Source organism: Novosphingobium sediminis, assembly GCF_007991615.1.
Taxonomy (GTDB): Bacteria; Pseudomonadota; Alphaproteobacteria; order Sphingomonadales; family Sphingomonadaceae; genus Novosphingobium; species Novosphingobium sediminis.
On sequence record NZ_BJYR01000002.1, the window covers coordinates 257,410 to 275,637 of the forward strand.

The following is an 18,228-nucleotide window of genomic DNA, read 5'->3' on the forward strand; positions in this document are numbered from 1 at the left end:
TCCGGCTCCGGAACAAGGGCTTACACCCCAGGCCGGACAAGAAAGGGGGGAAGGCCCGCAAAGGCCCTCCCCCCAAGAGGCTCCGAGGGAGTGGAGCAGAGGATCAGAAGTTGAACTTCACGCCCGCAAACACGCGGCGCGAACCCGATTCATACCGGAACGGCAGCTCGGGGAACTGCAGGTAGGTCTTGGTGTTTTCCTTGTTCAGGTTGATGCCTTCGAGGAACACGTTGAAGTTCGGCGTCAACTGATAGGAAATCTGCCCGTCGAGCTGGCCATAGGGCTTCTGATAGATACCCAGCGTGCGCGTCACGCCGCCATCGCCGAAGCCGAAGTTGCCGAGGTAGGACTTCGAGCGCCACGAGTACGAGGCGCGCGCCGCGAACCCGCTCTTCTCGAAGTAGACCTGCCCGTTGAACGAGTGCTTCGAAACGCCCGGCAGCGGCAGGCCCGACTGGAAGTCGTTGCTGAATTCGGTGCTGGTATCCGAGAACGTGTAGTTCGCGGTGAAGCCGAGGCCGAACGGGAAGGCATATTGTGCTGCCAGTTCGAAGCCCTTCACGCGGCCGCCCTTGCCGTTGACCGGCTGCGACACCGGACCGACACGCCCGCCGCTCTGATCGTTGACGAAGACTGGCACAGTCTGCGTGACGACGAAGCTGTCGACTTCCTTCCAGAATACGCCCGCCGAAAGCAGGCCCTGCCGGCCGAAGTAGTATTCGACCCCCAGATCGAACTGGTAAGCCCGGAACGGATCGAGGCTGGCGTTGCCGCGGCTGCCGCTGGTGAACAGGAACTTGTCCGTCGCCGCATCGCGTGTGAAGTCGGTGGCGAAACCACGGCCCAGATCGAACAGCGGCTGGCGCGAAGTCACTCGGGCAGCCGAGGCGCGGACCTTGATGTCCTGCGCCGCATCCACCACCACGTTCACGCTCGGCAGGAAGTCGGTGTAGGACCGCTGGACGCTCGAGGTGTCGAAGTCCTTCACCACGCCGTTCCAGCTGTCGGTGCCGTAGTAGGTCGGGTTTGCCGTGCCCTGGTTCTGGTCCACCTTGAGCTGGGTGTTGACGATGCGCAGGCCCACGTTGACGTGGAAGCTGTCATCCTTCCCGCCGATATCGGCCATGACATAGCCGGTCTTGGTCTCTTCCTTCACGTAGAAGGTCTGGAGCGGATCTTCGAAGAAGCTGAACGGTGTGGAGGGATAGAGGTTCTGGATCCACTTGAGCGCGTTCACCATCTGCGCGCGGTTCTGGATCAGCACCTTGCCGCCCGGAACGTTGGGATTGACCAGCGTCTCGACCCGGCCCGCATTGCTCGTGAACGTGTCATAGGGCGTAATCAGCGCCGGCGAATTGCCGAAGCGGCTGCACCCGGCAAAGGCTGCGGGCTTGTTGGCCTCGGGCAGATCGCAGATCTTGTAGCCGATCGCGCCGTCCTGAAAGTAGCCGTAGGGCGTGTAGTTGTAGTTGAAGCCCGGCACGCGCTCTGCCGCAGGGATCTTGGTCGCGTCGATTTCGCCCTTGCCGGAATAATCCGCCAGATAGCGGCCCGAAGTGAAGTCCACCGTGCGCTGGCCATAGCGGAAGCCGGCGCTCACCGTGATCTTGCCCTTTTCCGAAGGATCGACATCCCACGCCACATCGGTGCGGATCGAGTGGCCCTTGATCTTCGAGCGGTCACCAAAGGCCCAGTGCGACTTGAAGAAGCCGTTGGCCGGGTTGCTGAACAGGTCCGGCGGGCTGCCCGGCGCAATTCCGAACTTGGGCAGATCGCCGTTGCTGTAGGTAAAATCGAACGTCGCCGGAGCCGCGCTGTTGAGCGCGACGCCGTCCTGCAGCGGACCGCCCACCGCGCCCTGCCGCACGGTGTACTTGGTGAAGCGCACGTCGTTGTTGGCAACATCGCGGAACAGCGTGCCGTTCGAATAAGTCGCTTCCACGTTGGCGCGGAAGTTCGAGCCGTTGTCGAACTTGGTGCCGAACTGCACGTTGTCCGATTTGATGCTGGATTCGTCCACCACCGAGATCGCCTCGGCCGACTGCGCACGGACGGTGCCGCTCGTCAGCACGCCGTTGCTGTTGATCTGGTAGCCCGGCAGCAGGCCGAGAGATTCGCCCTGGCCAAACGGGAACTTCACCGAACCTTCGCGCGTGTCCACCTTGAGATCGGAGTGGAAGTACTGGAGGTCGAGGCTCAGCGTGTCGGTCGGGCGGAACGCGAGGCCGGCCGAAACGCCCCAGCGGGTGCGGTACTGGTCGCGGTCGGTCACATAGCGGTATTCCGGCGCGTAGTAGTTGGTCGGCACCGTCGCCGTATCGCGGCGGCCTGCGCCGAACGCCCAGTTGCCACGGTTTTCGCCGCCGAGGATGTCGTAGTGGCCGTTCGTCTTGCTGTAGCTGCCCGAAAGGATGATGCCGATCTTGTCGTTGAAGTTGTAGCTCGCAACCACCGCGCCGGTCGGCTTCCAGCCATCAATGCCGTTCGCCTTGTTGAGCCGCGCGTTGCCCGCCACGGTCAGCCCGTTCTTGAGATCGAGCGGGTTGCGCGTCTTGAGGTTGACGATGCCGCCAAGGCCGCCCTCAAGCAGCGAGGCGTTGGGCGACTTGAACACCTCGACGCCGCCGATCAGTTCTGAAGGCACGCTTTCAAGGCTGTCGGTGCGGGTGAAGTTGCCCTCGCCCACCTTGAACACTTCCTGGCCCGTCACGAACAGTTCGCCGTTGAGCACGGTGAGGTTCTGCTCGAGGCCGCGGATGCGCACCTTGGTGCCCTGGCCGTTCTCGCGGTCGATCTGGATGCCGGGCAGGCGTTGCAGCGATTCCGTGATGTTCTGATCGGGGAACTTGCCGATATCCTCTGCGCTCACCGATTCGATGATGAGGTTCGAATTGCGCTTGGCATCAAGCGCGGCGGCCAGCGACTGGCGGAAGCCGGTCACGACGATCGGCGCACCGCCTTCATCGCTCGCGGCAGTATCGGCCTGCGCGACCTGCTGCGGCGCACCTTGCGCGGCGGCGTTGCCCGCCACCAGCAGCGCCATGATCGACGCAGCCCCCATGAGGCCCTTCTTGGCCAGAAGCCCGTTCCTTGAAAGCACAGTCTCAGGACGTGCGATGCGATCAGACATGGTCTCTCCCCTTGCAAGTTGAACGGCAACCCCCGCTTTGGCCGGGGTGATGCCGCCTTTCTGGTTTTCCGGCTGCCCGCGAAGGGAGTTTGGCCGGAACTGTGTGGCACGGTTGAAATACGATCATCTTGTCCGTATTGTCAACGTTGTCATTCAGTTTATATTATCATCTTTAATTATTCGAGGAACCGGGCATGGTCAATCATCCCGGGAAACGGAGAGGAAAGCCAAGGAATGAAGCGGATTTCGCACCTCACCGGCACCATTGCCGGGATGGCCTGCAGCATGGCCCTGGCAGCCTTTCTCACGCCAACGACTCTGCTCGCGACTCCGACTGGCAGCGCACCCGAGTCGGCTGCGAACGTTCACCCGGAGCAGTGGCCGCGAATCGCATGGCCCAAGGTCGTGACCGATGCGGATGAGGCAAAAATTGCCGCGCTTCTCCAGCAGATGGATGCCGCCTGCAAAGTCGGTCAGGTCATCCAGGGCGATATCGCCAGCCTCACGCCCGAAGATGTCGCGCGCTACAATCTCGGCTCGGTGCTCAATGGCGGCAATTCGGGCCCCTATGGTAACGACCTCGCCCCGCCGCGCGATTGGCTGAAGCTGGCTGACGCGTTCTACACCGCCTCGGTGCGCGGCAGGCCGGGCTGCCCCGGCATTCCGGCGATCTGGGGCACCGACGCAGTTCACGGCCATAGCAACATCATCGGCGCCACCCTGTTTCCACACAACGTAGGCCTTGGCGCCATGCGCGATCCCGATCTGATCGAGAAGATCGGCGCTGCGACCGCCGCCGAAATCCGCGTCACCGGTCAGGAATGGACTTTCGCCCCCACCGTCACCGTGCCGCAGGACTACCGCTGGGGCCGCGCCTACGAAGGCTATTCGTCCGATCCCGCGCTCGTTGCCAGCTACGTCGGCCGCATGGTGCGCGGGCTGCAGGGTCCGCCGACGACCGACCGCGTGCTCGCCGGCCCGCATGTGATCGCCAGCACCAAGCACTTCATTGCCGATGGCGGCACCACGGACGGACACGATCAGGGCGACGCCGAGATCGACGAGACCACGCTGCGCCTCGTCCACGGCGCGCCCTATCTACCCGCGATCGAAAACGGCGTCGCCACCGTGATGACGAGCTTTTCAAGCTGGAACGGCGTCAAGATCGCAGGCAACAAGGGTCTCGTCACCGATGTCCTCAAGGACCGCCTCGGCTTCGGCGGCTTCGTCGTGACCGATTGGAACGCGCACGGCCAGATCGCCGGTTGCACCAATGCCAGCTGCCCGCAGGCGCTCCTTGCCGGGGTCGACATGTATATGGCGCCCGATAGCTGGAAGCCGCTCTACCAGAGCCTCCTCAAGCAGGTGCAGAATGGCACCGTGCCCATGGACCGCCTCGATGATGCCGTCGCCCGCATCCTGCGCGTGAAAGCACGCCTCGGCATGTTCGAGATGGGTGCGCCGTCCACCCGCCCGCTCGCTGGCCAGTGGAACCTGCTCGGCAGCCCCGAACACCGCGCGATCGCCCGCGAAGCCGTGCGCAAGTCTCTGGTCCTGCTCAAGAACACCGGCGTCCTCCCCCTGAAGCAAGGCGCCCGCCTGCTCGTCGCTGGTGACGGCGCGGATGATGTCGCCCGCCAGTCCGGCGGCTGGACGATCACCTGGCAGGGCACCGGCCTCACCCGCGATCAGTTCCCCGGCGCGACCACGCTGTGGGAAGGCCTAAAGTCCGCCGCTGAAGCCTCCGGCGGCAGCGCCGAACTTGCCGCCGATGGCCGGTTCAAGCAAAAGCCCGATGCCGCCGTCGTCGTCTTCGGTGAAACACCCTATGCCGAATTCCAGGGCGATATCCGCTCGCTGCAACTGCGCAGCGACCTGACCGGACCGCTCGCCACGATGAAGGCGCTCAAGGCGCAAGGCATCCCGGTTGTCGCCGTCATGCTCACCGGACGGCCCTTGTTCGTGAACCCCGAACTCAACGCCGCCGATGCCTTCGTCGTCGCGTGGCTCCCCGGCTCGGAGGGCGAAGGCGTGGCCGATGTGCTCTATGCAAAGGACGGCGCAGACTTCACCGGCCGCCTCCCCACTGCATGGCCGCGCACGGCGCGTCACGGCGATGATCCGCTCTTTGCCTATGGCTACGGCCTTGCGATGGCGCAGGGGGCAACGCCATGGACTGCGCTGCCCGAAGATCCGGGCGTTGCCGCAGAGGCGGTTCCCGGCGTCTATCTCCAGCGCGGGCAGGCGCAGACCGGCTGGTCGCTCGTGCTGACCGATCCCTATGCCGCGCCGCATGTTGTCGGACCAGTTCCCGCAGCCACGCCGGGCGGCCGCATCGCCATCACCGCCATCGACAAGGACGTGCAGGAAGGCGCGCGTCGCATCGTCGTCGGCAAGGGCCCGGAACCTGTAACGATCGCGCTGGAAGCCGCTTCCCCCCGCGATCTTTCGCGCGAGACCAATGGCGATGTGCTTCTGCTCGTCACCATGAAGCTCGATGCAAGGCCCGGCGCCCCCGTCACCGTCGCCGCACGCTGCGGCAACGGCCCCTGCGGCGCTCCTGTGGCCCTGCCCGAACTTGCCGCGCTGCCGATCGGCGAATGGACAACCCTTGCCGTCCCGCTCAAGTGCCTGCTACCCGCCGGTTCGGCCAGCAACGCCGTCTCCAGCCCGCTCGTCCTCGCCACGCGCGGCCCGCTTTCCTTCGGACTTGCGAGCGTGACGCTCGGCACGAAGGGCGATATCGTGGCGGGGTGCAAAGCATCGGCAAAATAATGCATTTATTATGCATTTTAAATCTACTATGCTGACGTCAATTGATTGCGTTGTCAGACGTCAGGCCAATTCAAGGCTGGACGCGGTGGAGAGAAGCACAATGCCCGGATTCTTGCGCCAGCTGGCGCCCGCCCTCCTCGCCGCCAGCGCGCTGACCGCCCCGCCAGCCTGCGCCGAAGTGCCGGATGGCGGCGGCCCCTACAACGTCCGCATCCTCGAAGGAGGCATCGGGATCGAGCGTGATCTACCCGCCGCCAGCGCGGTCCTCGCGGCCAATGCGTCCTTCACATTCTCCGCATGGGTCAAGCCAGACCGCATCCAGCCCGGCGAAGTCACGCTGATCCAGCAGGGCCGAGCGCTCGTCCTGTCCGATGGCCGCCCGGCGCTACGCCTCGGCGAAAAATTGCTCACCGCCTCCACACCGCTCGCCGTAGGACGCTGGACACACCTTGCCGCCACCTTCGACGGCAAAACCGTGCGCCTCTACATCGATGGCAAGCTCGCCGCGCAGCAACCCGCTACCACATCCACCACCAACCCCCGCATTGCCATCGCGCCGCCGATCCCAGGCAAGCCCCACTTCGCAGGCAGCCTCGCCGCCGCCACGCTTGACGATGTCGTCCGCGATCCTGCCATGCTCTTCGCTCAGCGTCCAGACTTCGCCGCTGTCCAGTTCCGCGATGTCGGCGTTGGCTGGCCATTTCAGCGCAAGGCCAATATCGGCCTCACCGAACAGCAGGACGCCTGGCTGCTTCCCCATGCCAACACCCCGCCCAGCGCCCCGCGCGCCATCCCGGTCAAATCACAGCCCGCCCTCACACCCGCTTCACCGGGCCAATGGCAGGTAAACGGCTGGAAGCTGATCCCGGCCCCCGATCTCGGCCCCACAGACGGCGCCGCGCTTTCCCGCCCCGGCGTGGACACCGCCAAGTGGCTCGCCGCCCGCGTCCCCGGCACAATCCTCGCCACGATGGTAGACCGCGGCGTCTATCCCGATCCCTATTACGGCCTCAACAACCTCGCGATCCCGGAAAGCCTCGCGCGGCAGGACTACTGGTACCGCGCCAGCTTCACCGTCCCCGCCGAAGCTGCCGGGAAATCACTCGCCTTGCGCTTTGACGGGATCAACTACGCCGCCGAAATCTGGATCAACGGCCAGCGCGCCGGCACCATGAAAGGCGCCTTCGCCCGCGGCCGCTTTGCCTTCACCCCGCAGCCCGGTGAAAACGTGGTCGCGATCAAAGTCAGCCCCCCGCCGCACCCCGGCATCCCGCACGAACAGTCCGTAAAAGGCGGCGTCGGCGAAAACGGCGGCCAACTCGCCATCGATGGCCCCACGTTCGTCGCCACCGAAGGCTGGGACTGGATCCCCGGCATCCGCGATCGCAACACCGGCCTCTGGCAAGGCGCCTTCCTCGAAGCCACCGGCCCTGTCCGCATCGGCGATCCGCACGTCGTCACCGATCTGCCGCTCCCCCGCACCGACAGCGCCGATATCACCATCGCGGTTCCGCTCACCAACGCCGCCGCGCAGGCCGTCTCGCTGACCGTCACCGCCAGGATCGGCGAGATCACCCTCACCCGCAGCGTGACAGCCGCCCCGGGCGAAACCACCGTTACCTTCTCCCCGGCAACCGATCCCGCGCTCCACTTGGCCAACCCGCGCCTGTGGTGGCCCAATGGCTACGGCGACCCCGCGCTCTACACGCTCACCCTCAGCGCCGCCGCAAACGGCCAGTCTTCCGACACCCGGAGCCTGCGCTTCGGCATCCGCGAAGTGAGCTGTGAACTCTCGCTGTTCGACCAGTCAGGCCGCCTGAACCGCGTCGAAGTCGATCCCACCGACGCCAGACCGGGCGAACTTCCCCTCATCGATGTCCGCCATCAGGCCATCAAGCAAACCCCGCTCGGCTGGGCGCAGAGCCTTACCCCCAGCGGCGAGAAATCCGCCGCCGTCCGCCCTGTTCCGCCTTCCATCGCGCTTCCCCACCTCACCCTGCGCGTCAACGGCGTCCGCATCGCCGCGCGCGGCGGCAGCTGGGGTATGGACGATGCGATGAAGCGTTTCGGCCGCGCCGAGCTGGAACCCTATTTCCGCCTCGAGCGCGAAGCCCATATGAACGTGATCCGCAACTGGATGGGCAACAACACCGAGCCCGCGTTCTACGATCTCGCCGACGAAAACGGCATGATGATCCTCAACGACTTCTGGCAATCGACGCAGGATTTCCAGATCGAGCCCGAAGACCCGCAGCTGTTCCTCGCCAACGCGGCAGACACCATCGCGCGCTATCAGAGCCACCCCTCGATCGTCGTCTGGTTCGGCCGCAACGAAGGCGTGCCCTACCCCGCGCTCAACGAAGGCCTCGATGCGCTGGTGCAGCGGCTTGACGGGACGCGCTGGTACACCGGCTCGTCAAACGTCGTGAACTTGGCTGGCTCCGGCCCCTACAACTACCGCCCGCCCGAAGGCTATTTCACAGATCTTGCCTCGGGCTTCTCGGTCGAGACCGGCACGCCCAGCCTCGCCACGCGCGAGGCCATCGAGGCCAGCGTACCCGCTGCCGATCGCTGGCCGCTGGGCGATACCATGGCCTACCACGACTGGCATTTCAGCGGGAACGGCGACACGCGCACGTTCATGGACATGCTCAGCGCCATGTTCGGCCCCATATCCAAAGACACCGGCAGCCTCGCCGATTTCGAGCGCAAGGCGCAGATGATGAACCTCGAAACCCACAAGGCGATGATGGAAGGCTTCGTCGGCCACTTGTGGACAAAGAATTCCGGCCGCCTGTTCTGGATGACGCACCCCTCGTGGCCGTCGAACGCGTGGCAGCTCTACAGTTCGGACATGGACACCCACGCCGCCTACTACGGCGCAAAGGCGGGCGCGGAGCCCGTGCATATCCAGCTCAATCTGCCCGATAATGCGCTGATGGTGATCAACACCACGCGCACCGATCTGACTGGATTGACGGCCAAAGTCCGCATCACCGATCTCGCGGGGCGCACCCTGCTCCAGAACGAACAGCGGCTAACCGCCCCCGCCAACACGGCAACACCCGCAGGCACCGTCGATCTGGCGCCGCTGATGAACAAAGGCGGCATGGTGCTTGTCGCGATCGATCTCGTCGATACGAAAGGCGCCGTCCTCAGCCGCAACTTCTACTGGCGCGGCCGCGATAGCGCCGCCTACCGCGCGCTGAACGGCATGCCCGCCGCCACCGTCGGCTTGACGGCCAAGGCAAACGGGCAAACCGGCAGCGACCGGGTCCTGACCGTCGACCTCGCGAACACTGGCAAGACCCCCGCGCTCGCGGTCAAGCTCACTGTGCTCGACAAGGCCGGCGCGCGCGTCCTGCCCGCTTACTACGAGGACAACTACGTTGCGCTGATGCCCGGCGAGACGCGCACGCTAACCGTTCGCGTCCCCGCCGGTGCCAAGCCCGCCAGCATCGCAATCCGCGGTTGGAATGCTCCGGAAAGCACGGCGAGAATCGCGCCCTGATAGAAGAAGGCGGCAACCGTCTGAGTCGTCATTGCGAGCGTAGCGAAGCAATCCAGAGCGTCACTCCACAACGCGCTGGATTGCTTCGCTACGCTCGCAATGACGAAAGGGTGATCGCTTGACGGTCACCCCGGGGCTTGACCCGGAGTGCCGCTTGCCTGCGCCTCAAGCCTTCGCCTGGTCCTTGATCGGCAACGATCGCACGCGTTTGCCCGTCAAAGCAAACAGCGCATTGGCCAAGGCAGGCGTCGCAGGCGGCAGGCCCGGTTCGCCGATGCCGCCCATCTCCGCGCCGCTGTTGATGAAGTGCACGTCCACCACCGGCGCATTCGCGAGCTTGAGCACTTCATAATCGCTGAAGTTGCTCTGCTGCACAGCGCCCTTGTCCACCGTGATCGCCTCGCCGATGCCCGAAGAGAGGCCCATGACGAGGCCGCCGAGGATCTGCCCCTCTGCCGCCGTCGGGTTCACCACCGTGCCGCAATCAACCACGGCCCAGGCCTTGTGCACCTTGGGCGTACCGTCTTCCGCCAGCGAAGCCTCGATCACCTGCCCGACGATCGTGTCGAAGCATTCGACCACCGCGACGCCGCGCGCATGGCCCGGCTCTACCGGCGAGCCCCAACCGCTGCGCTTGGCCACTTCCTCCAGCACGGTGCGGTGCCGCCCCGGCTTCAGGTGCTTGAGCCGGAACTCCACCGGATCGACCCCGGCGGTGTGCGCCAGTTCGTCCATGAAGCTCTCGGTCGTGAAACCGTGCTGCGTTGCGTTCACCGAACGCCATGCGCCGACCGTCTGGTTCGAAACCTGCTTGAAATGCCGCCGCGCCACGGCGGGCACGTCATAGAAGAACGGCACTTCGCGCAGGCCATCTTCCGGCTGCGCGAAATCGTTGCGCCATGCCGTGATCTTGCCATCTGCGCCCAGCGCTGCGGTAAGCTTCGCCGAGCTTTGTGGGCGGTATGCACCCTGCGAGACTTCCTCCTCGCGCGACCAGATCAGCTTGACCGGGAAGGGCACCTGCATGGCGACCCGCGCAACCTGATCGACGATTTCCATGTACATCGGCAGGCGGCGGCCGAAGCTGCCACCGATCAGCATGGGATGGAACGTCACCTTGTCCGCGCTCAGGCCCGCTGCGCTTGCCGCTGCCGCCTTGGCGCCGAGCGGATCCTGCATGCCGCCCCACACATCGAGGTGGCCGTCCTTGTAATGCGCCGTCAGCGCAAATGGCTCCATCATCGCGTGGTGGAGGAACGGCATCTGATAATCCGCTTCCACCACCTTCACGCCGCCAGCCTTGAGCGCGGCATCGACATCGCCCGCGCCAGCGGTCTTGGTCGGCTTGCCTTCACCGCGCAGCTTGTCCTGCTCGGCAAAGATGGTCGCCGTCGAGATCAGCCCGTTGCCGCCATCGCTGAACTTGGGGGCCAGCGCCCGCGCGCCCTTCAGCGCCTGCCAGTAGCCCTTGGCCACAACAACCACGGCGCTTTCAAGGCTGATAACCTTTTCGACGCCCGCAATGGCCAACGCGGGCTTGGGATCGACCGATTCCAGCTTGCCCCCGCGCACCGGCGCCGCGATCACCGTGGCGACCCGCATGCCGGGCTTCATCACGTCCATGCCGTATTGCGCGGTGCCGTTGACCTTGGCGGGAATGTCGAACCGGGGAATCGACTTCCCCATGTGTTTGAAGTCCTTGGGATCCTTCAGCGCAACCTTGGTCGAAAGGCTTCGCGTTGCCGCTTCTGCCGCGAGCTCGCCGTAGCGCAGCGATTTGCCGCTCTTGGCGTGGATCACCTTGCCGTCCGCCGTGGACAGTTCGCCCACGGGAACGCCCATGCGCCCTGCGGCCGTCTCGATCAGCGCAGCCCGCGTGCCAGCGCCAAGCACGCGCAGGCCGCGCTGCCCGGTGAAGCGCAGCGCCGAGGAGCCGCCGGTGATCTGCAGATTGAGCTGTCGCGCGACCATGCCGAGCAGCGACATCGGCATCGCGCCGATAATGCCGGGATAGCCGCTCATTTCCGAAAGGAAGCCCTTGCCCAGCACCACGTTGGCAAACGCCGATTCAGCCGGCGCCGAAACGACCGAGAGCTTGCTCCAGTCGGCATCGAGTTCTTCCGCCAGCATTTGTGCAAGGCCGGTGTTGGAACCCTGCCCGATATCGGTGTGCGGCGAATAAAGCGTTACTGTATCGTCCTCGCCGATGCGCAGCCAGGTGCCGAAATTGTGCCCATCCTTGCCGTCGGTCAGCTTCGCCGCCTGCGACTTGGCCGAGCTGTCGCCGTATTGCACGGCGAAGATGCCGCCGCCGACCAGTGCTGCACCGCCGATAAGGAAGGTTCTGCGGATCATGCCCATGTGCTTGCTCCTCAGGCTGCGGTGGCGGGAGTGGCGGCAGCGGTGCCGGCAACATCGTGGATCGCCGCACGGATGCGGGGATACGTTCCGCAGCGGCAGATATTGGTCATCGCCGCATCAATGTCCGCGTCCGTCGGCTTGGGCGTCTTGGCCAGCAAGGCCGCCGCGGCCATGATCTGGCCCGATTGGCAATAGCCGCATTGCGGCACCTGATGCGCGATCCATGCTTGTTGCAACGCGGTGAGCGTTCCATCGGCAGCGGCAAGGCCTTCGATCGTCGTGATCGATTTGCCCGCCACATCGCTGATCGGAACGCTGCACGAGCGCGTGATCTCGCCGTCGATGTGCACACTGCAGGCCCCGCAGGCCGCGATGCCGCAGCCAAACTTGGTGCCGGTCATCCCCAGCTCCTCACGGATCGCCCAAAGCAGCGGGGTATCCGGTTCACCTGCGAAGCTCACCGGCTTGCCATTGACCTTTGCCTCGATTGCCACGCTGTCATCTCCCCACGGGCCTTGATTTGCGTTTCTTGTAGCAACTGATCACGCCGCGCGCCACTGGCAAGACGGGAAAACCCCCACGATCATGCGCGCCTCCCTTCCGGGCACGTCGCTGCACCGCAGCAGGAGTTGCGCTTCCAATCTAGGACTCCTACGAACGTTAAGTGCGTCGAATCGTTTCTCTCCCGCTCGTCGTCGCCCTCCCGCTGGTGCTCGCCGCCTGTTCGGGGGGCGCACCGCCACCACCACCCAAGCCCCATGTGTCAGCTGCCATCCCCCTGAAGCGTCAGGTGGTGGATTGGGATGACTATGTCGGCCGGTTCGAAGCGGTGCAGGATGTGGAGATCCGCCCGCGGATTTCCGGCGCCGTGGAAAGCGTGAACTTCCGCGAGGGCGTCGAGGTGGCGAAGGGCCAGGTCCTGTTCACCATCGATCCGCGCCCCTATCGCGCTGCTGCCGAACAGGCCCGCGCCGATCTCGCCAAGGCGCAGGCGCTCGTCACCAATGCCCGCACCGAACTCGCCCGCGCACAGAAACTCGTCGATGCGCAAGCCATCAGCCGCGAAGAGTTCGAGACAAAGGAAGCGAACCTGCGCAGCGCGGTCGCTGCCGCCGGCGCTGCCCGCGCAAACCTCGAAGCCAAGTCGCTCGATCTCTCGTTCACCACCGTCCGCTCGCCGATCAGCGGCCGCGTTTCGGACAAGCGCGTCTCCATCGGCACGTATGTCTCGGCAGGACAGACGGTGCTGACCCGCGTCGTTACCGTGAACCCGATCCGTTTCGCCTTCGAAGGCGCGGAGACGTTCTACCTCAAATATGTCCGTCAGGCACAGGCGGGTGAACGCGAATCCTCGCGCTATGCCCCCAATCCGGTCGATATCAAGCTGGCGGATGAAACCAGCTACCGCTGGCACGGGCTGATGAAGTTCGTCGACAACGCGATCGATCGCAACTCGGGCACGATCCGCGCCTTTGCCGAGGTGGACAATCCCACCGGCTTCCTCGTCCCCGGCATGTTCGGCCGCGCCCGCCTGCTTGGTTCGGGCACCTACGGCGCCTTGCTGGTGCCCGATGAAGCCATCGTTACCGACCAGACCCGCCGCTTCGTCTACGTCGTCGGCAGTGATGGCAAGAGCGTGCAGCGCAATGTCGAAACCGGCCCGCTCGTCGAAGGCCTGCGCGTCGTCAAGACCGGCCTTGCACCGACCGAGAAGGTCATCCTCGATGGTCTCGCACGGTTGCAGCCGGGCATGGCTGTCGATGCCAAGATCATCACGATGAAGCCCCGCGCGGCGGCGGATTCGCCCGCCTCGAACGCTATCGCGGCGCCCGCAGCGGCAGAAGCCACGGCCAAGTAATGCGCCTGCCGCATTTCTTCATCGACCGTCCGATCTTCGCGGCGGTCCTGTCGATCCTGATCGTGATTATCGGGGCGATTGCCTATCCCTCGCTCCCGGTCGGCCAGTATCCGGAGATCGCACCGCCAACCGTGGTCGTCTCGGCGAACTATCCCGGCGCCACCGCCGAAACGCTGGCCGAAACCATCGCCGCCCCGCTCGAGGAATCGATCAACGGCGTCGAGAACATGATCTACATGCAGTCGTCCTCCACGGGCGACGGCAACGTCTCGATCACCGTCACCTTCAAGGCGGGCACCAACGTCGATCAGGCGCAGGTGCTGGTGCAGAACCGCGTCGCCACGGCGGAGCCGCGTCTGCCCGAGGAAGTGCGCCAGATCGGCGTGACGGTGCGCAAGAACTCGCCCGACCTGCTGATGGTCATCAACCTCTATTCGCCAGACAAGTCCCTGTCGCACCAGTACGTCGCCAACTACGCGACCTTGCAGGTGCTCGACCGGCTAAGCCGCATTCCGGGCGTCGGCGGCGTGCGCATCATCGGTGCGCGCGATTACAACATGCGCGTGTGGATCGATCCCGATGCCGCCGCCAGCCGCAATCTCACCGTGGACGAGATCATCTCGGCGATCCGCGCCCAGAACGCGCAAGTCGCAGCGGGTTCAGTCGGTCAACCGCCATTCAACCAGGGCGGCACCGCGTTCCAGCTAGGCATCCAGACGCAAGGACGTCTGACCTCGCCCGACGAATTCGGCGACATCATCATCAAGCGCGACGAGGAGGGCCGCCTCACCCGCCTGCGCGATATCGCCCGGATCGAACTGGGCGCGCAGGACTACGGGACCAACGCCTACCGCGACAAATACCCCTCGCTCGGCCTCGCTGTCTCGCAGTTGCCCGGGTCTAACGCGCTGAAGACTGCGGCGGCAGTCGATGCCGAAATGGAAGCGCTCTCCAAGGCCTTCCCGCCCGGGCTGATCTATTCGGTGCCGTTCCACCCCACCGAATACATCCGCGCCTCCATCGAAGCCGTCCAGCACACGCTGATCGAGGCGATCATTCTGGTCGCACTCGTGGTGCTCATCTTCCTGCAAAGCTGGCGCGCTTCGGTCATCCCGATCCTCGCCATTCCGGTGTCGCTCATCGGCAGCTTTGCGGCGATGGCGGCCTTCGGGTTCAGCCTCAACAACCTGTCGCTGTTCGGCCTCGTCCTTGCCATCGGTATCGTCGTCGATGACGCGATCGTCGTGGTCGAGAACATCGAACGCCTCATGGAAGAGGAAGGCCTCTCCCCGCGCGCGGCTGCGCACAAAACGATGGACGAGGTTTCCGGCGCACTCATTGCCATTGCGCTGGTGCTGTGCGGCGTGTTCATCCCAACCGCCTTCATCCCCGGCATCTCCGGCGCGTTCTACAAGCAGTTTGCGCTCACCATCGTCAGCGCTACCGCGATCTCAGCCTTCGTCTCGCTGACCCTGTCGCCCGCGCTCGCAGCGCTCATCCTGAAGCCGCGCGAGCATGGCGAGACACCGTGTCCCTCTGGCTGGCGCGGCCTCCCGGTGCGTTTCGCGCGCGGCTTCAATCGCGGTTTCGAGCGGCTGTCCGAACGCTACGGCCGCCTCACCGCGCGGCTCGTACGCGCGCTCGGCATGATCGGCGTGGCTTATGTCATGCTGCTCGCGATTGCCGGCTGGCGCTTCTACGAAACGCCGACGGGCTTCATCCCCGCGCAGGACCAGTCCTACCTGATCGGCGTCGTCCAGCTGCCGCCGGGCGCATCGCTCCAGCGGACGGACGAAATCGTCCAGCAAGCCGCAAAGATCGCGCGCGAAAACCCCTCGGTGAAGACGACCATCGCCTTCGCCGGGTTCGACGGCGCGACCTTCACCACTGCTCCCAACGCCGGCGCGATCTTCATCACGCTCAAGGATTTCGATCACCGCTCCGCGTCGTCCGATCAGGTCGCGAACGAGCTGCGCAAGGCCGAGGGCGCGATAACCGCGGGCAATGTGCTGATCGTGCCCCCGCCGCCCGTGCGCGGTATCGGCACCGGCGGCGGCTTCAAGATGATGATCGAGGATCGCTCGGGCGCCGGCTATGCCGCGCTCGAAGGCGCCGCGTTCAAGATGATGATGGCGGCCAACCAGCAGCCCGGCCTCAATTCCGTCTTCACCACCTTCAACACCAAGACCCCGCGCCTCAAGGCCGATATCGACCGCGAGCGTGCCGAGCAGATCGGCGTGCCGGTGGAGCGCGTGTTCGCGACGCTGGGCACCTATCTTGGCAGTACTTACGTCAACGATTTCAACTTCCTCGGCCGCACATTCCGCGTGACGGCGCAGGCGGATGCGCCCTACCGCGACGATGTCGGCGATATTCTCCGCCTCAAGACGCGTTCGGCATCGGGCACCATGGTCCCGCTCGCCGCGGTGATGACGCTCAAGAACGACAGCGGCCCCTACCGCGTCGTGCGCTTCAATCTCTACCCGGCCGCTGAACTCCAGGGCGATACCAAGCGCGGCTTCTCATCGGGCCAGTCGCTCATCACGATGGACCAGTTGGCCAAGGCCAACCTGCCCGCAGGCTTCACCTACGAATGGACCGAGCTTGCCTATCAGCAGCAGCAGGCGGGCAACACCGGCATCCTCGTCTTCGGTCTCGCGGTGGTCTTCGTGTTTCTTCTGCTCGCCGCCCAGTATGAAAGCCTCGTGCTGCCGCTGGCGGTGATCCTGATCGTGCCAATGTGCCTCCTTGCCGCGATCGTCGGCGTCGACATCATGGGGCGCGACAACAACATCCTGACCCAGATCGGGCTTGTCGTGCTGATCGGCCTTGCGGCAAAGAACGCCATCCTGATCGTGGAGTTCGCCCGGCAGGGTGAGGATGAGGGGCTGGAACCGCGTGCTGCGGCAGAGCGTGCCGCGCACCAGCGCCTCCGCCCGATCCTGATGACCTCGATCGCCTTCATCCTCGGCACGCTTCCGCTCGTCATCGCCACCGGCCCAGGCGCGGAAATGCGTTCGGCGCTTGGCATCGCGGTGTTCTTCGGGATGATCGGGGTGACCTGCTTCGGCCTGCTCTTCACCCCTTCGTTCTACATCATCAGCCGCAATTTCGGCGAACGCGTCGGCTGCTGGCTGCGCCGCAAGCCGAAGTCCGCCCCGGCTGCGGAGACCGAGGCATGAAGCGTCTCGCTGCCCTCCTGCCCGCGCTGCTACTTTCCGCCTGCGCCGTCGGCCCGAACTACAAGCGCCCCGCTGCGCTCCCGCCCGAACAGGTCCGCCTCACCGAAGCACTGGAAAACGGCGCGGTCACGCCCTCGCCGCTGCCGGCGCAGTGGTGGCAACTGTTCAAGGATCCGGAGCTCGACCGGCTCGTCACGCAGGCGCTCGCCAAGAACACCGATTTGCGCGTTGCCGCTGCCAATCTCCAGCGCGCGCGTGCCGTCCTGTCCGAGGCGGGTGCCGCGCGTCTGCCCACCTCCAACGTCAGCGGGCAGTTCACCAACAGCCAGCAGGTTGTCCCGGCCCTCAGCCGCACGGTGACCAACGACTTCTTCTCGGTCGGGTTCGACGCGTCCTATGAGGTCGATCTGTTCGGCGGGGTCAGCCGCTCGATCGAAGCGGCGCGCGCCGATGCGGCGTCCGCGCAGGCCGCCGTTGACGCTGCCCGCGTTTCGGTCGCTGCCGAAACGGCCCGCGCCTATGCATCGGCCTGCGGCTTCGGCGAACAAGCCGATGTCGCGCGTGAGACGGAGGAACTTCAGGCTCGCACGCTCGATCTGACCCAGCGCCGCCTTGCGGCCGGACGCGGAACGCAAAGCGAAGTCGATCAGGCTACCGTCCTCATCGAACAGGCCCGCGCGCAGATCCCGGGGTTCGAGGCCGAACGCCGCGCGGCGCTCTATGCACTCGCCGTCCTCACCGGCGATCCCCCGGCCGCGATCATGGATAGCGCCGCCGCGAAGTGCCGCACGGTGCCCGCCGCAAACGAGCCGCTGCCGGTGGGTGACGGCGAAACGCTCCTCGCCCGCCGCCCGGACGTGCGGCAGGCCGAACGCGCGCTCGCTGCTGATACGGCGCGGATCGGCGTTGCCACCGCTGCGCTCTATCCCAAGATCTCGCTGCTCGGCAGCACCTCGCTCGGCGCGACACAGTTCAGTAATCTCGGATCAGCACAATCGTTCGGCTATTCGGTCGGCCCGCTGATAAAGTGGAATTTCCCGTTCAGCGGTGCTGCCCGCGCCCGCGTGCGTGAAAGCAAGGCCGTTGCGGAAGGTTCGCTCGCCCGTTTCGACGCCGCCATTCTCAACGCGCTCAAGGAAGCCGAGCAGGCGTTGGCCCGCGCCGGTGGCGCCGCCCTGCGCGAGGCCGCCCTGCGCCGCGCGATGACCGCCAGCGCCGACGCGGCCCGCCTCTCGCGCACCCGCTTCGATTATGGCGCAGACAGCTTCCTGCAATTGCTCGATGCCGAACGCCAGCGCGCACAGACCCGTGCTGCCCTCGCCCAGGCCGAAGCCGCCCGTGCCGACGCGCAGATCAGCGTGTTCAAGTCCCTCGGCGGCGGCTGGGAAACGGCTAAACCGTAACGCCGGGA

Annotated in this window: 8 protein-coding genes; 5 read left to right on the forward strand and 3 right to left on the reverse strand. The window is 65.4% G+C overall.

The genetic code is table 11. From position 1 onward, the window contains the following. Positions 1–103: 103 nt before the first annotated feature. Positions 104–3,130, reverse strand: coding sequence for a TonB-dependent receptor (locus NSE01_RS02210; RefSeq protein WP_218033230.1), 3,027 nt, complete (start codon positions 3,128–3,130; stop codon positions 104–106). A gap of 234 nt (positions 3,131–3,364) precedes the next feature. On the opposite strand from NSE01_RS02210, the gene NSE01_RS02215 reads away from it, so the two are divergent. Next, positions 3,365–5,905, forward strand: a complete 2,541-nt coding sequence (locus NSE01_RS02215) for a glycoside hydrolase family 3 protein (RefSeq protein ID WP_246134987.1) — start codon at positions 3,365–3,367, stop codon at positions 5,903–5,905. 100 nt (positions 5,906–6,005) lie between these two features. Further along, positions 6,006–9,416 (forward strand): glycosyl hydrolase 2 galactose-binding domain-containing protein, encoded by a 3,411-nt coding sequence (locus NSE01_RS02220; RefSeq protein WP_147157983.1) that lies wholly within the window; start codon positions 6,006–6,008, stop codon positions 9,414–9,416. A gap of 165 nt (positions 9,417–9,581) precedes the next feature. Here the strand turns inward: NSE01_RS02220 and NSE01_RS02225 are convergent, their stop codons facing one another. Both NSE01_RS02225 and NSE01_RS02230 read right to left on the reverse strand, forming a co-directional pair. Further along, on the reverse strand, positions 9,582–11,771 hold the full coding sequence (locus tag NSE01_RS02225; RefSeq protein WP_246134988.1) for a xanthine dehydrogenase family protein molybdopterin-binding subunit: 2,190 nt from the start codon (positions 11,769–11,771) through the stop codon (positions 9,582–9,584). A 17-nt stretch (positions 11,772–11,788) separates the two neighbouring features. After that, entirely contained in the window at positions 11,789–12,271 is a 483-nt protein-coding gene (locus NSE01_RS02230) for a (2Fe-2S)-binding protein (RefSeq protein WP_218033231.1), read from the reverse strand. 170 nt (positions 12,272–12,441) lie between these two features. On the opposite strand from NSE01_RS02230, the gene NSE01_RS02235 reads away from it, so the two are divergent. The 3 genes from NSE01_RS02235 to NSE01_RS02245 are packed head-to-tail and all read left to right on the forward strand — an operon-like array spanning position 12,442 to position 18,220. Continuing rightward, on the forward strand, positions 12,442–13,635 hold the full coding sequence (locus NSE01_RS02235) for an efflux RND transporter periplasmic adaptor subunit (protein ID WP_174811981.1): 1,194 nt from the start codon (positions 12,442–12,444) through the stop codon (positions 13,633–13,635). Continuing rightward, entirely contained in the window at positions 13,635–16,817 is a 3,183-nt protein-coding gene (locus NSE01_RS02240) for an efflux RND transporter permease subunit (RefSeq protein ID WP_147157985.1), read from the forward strand. The genes NSE01_RS02235 and NSE01_RS02240 overlap by 1 nt, the downstream gene beginning before the upstream one ends. Next, complete coding sequence (locus NSE01_RS02245) at positions 16,814–18,220, forward strand: efflux transporter outer membrane subunit (protein ID WP_147157986.1); 1,407 nt, start codon at positions 16,814–16,816, stop codon at positions 18,218–18,220. The genes NSE01_RS02240 and NSE01_RS02245 overlap by 4 nt, the downstream gene beginning before the upstream one ends. Positions 18,221–18,228: the final 8 nt, after the last annotated feature.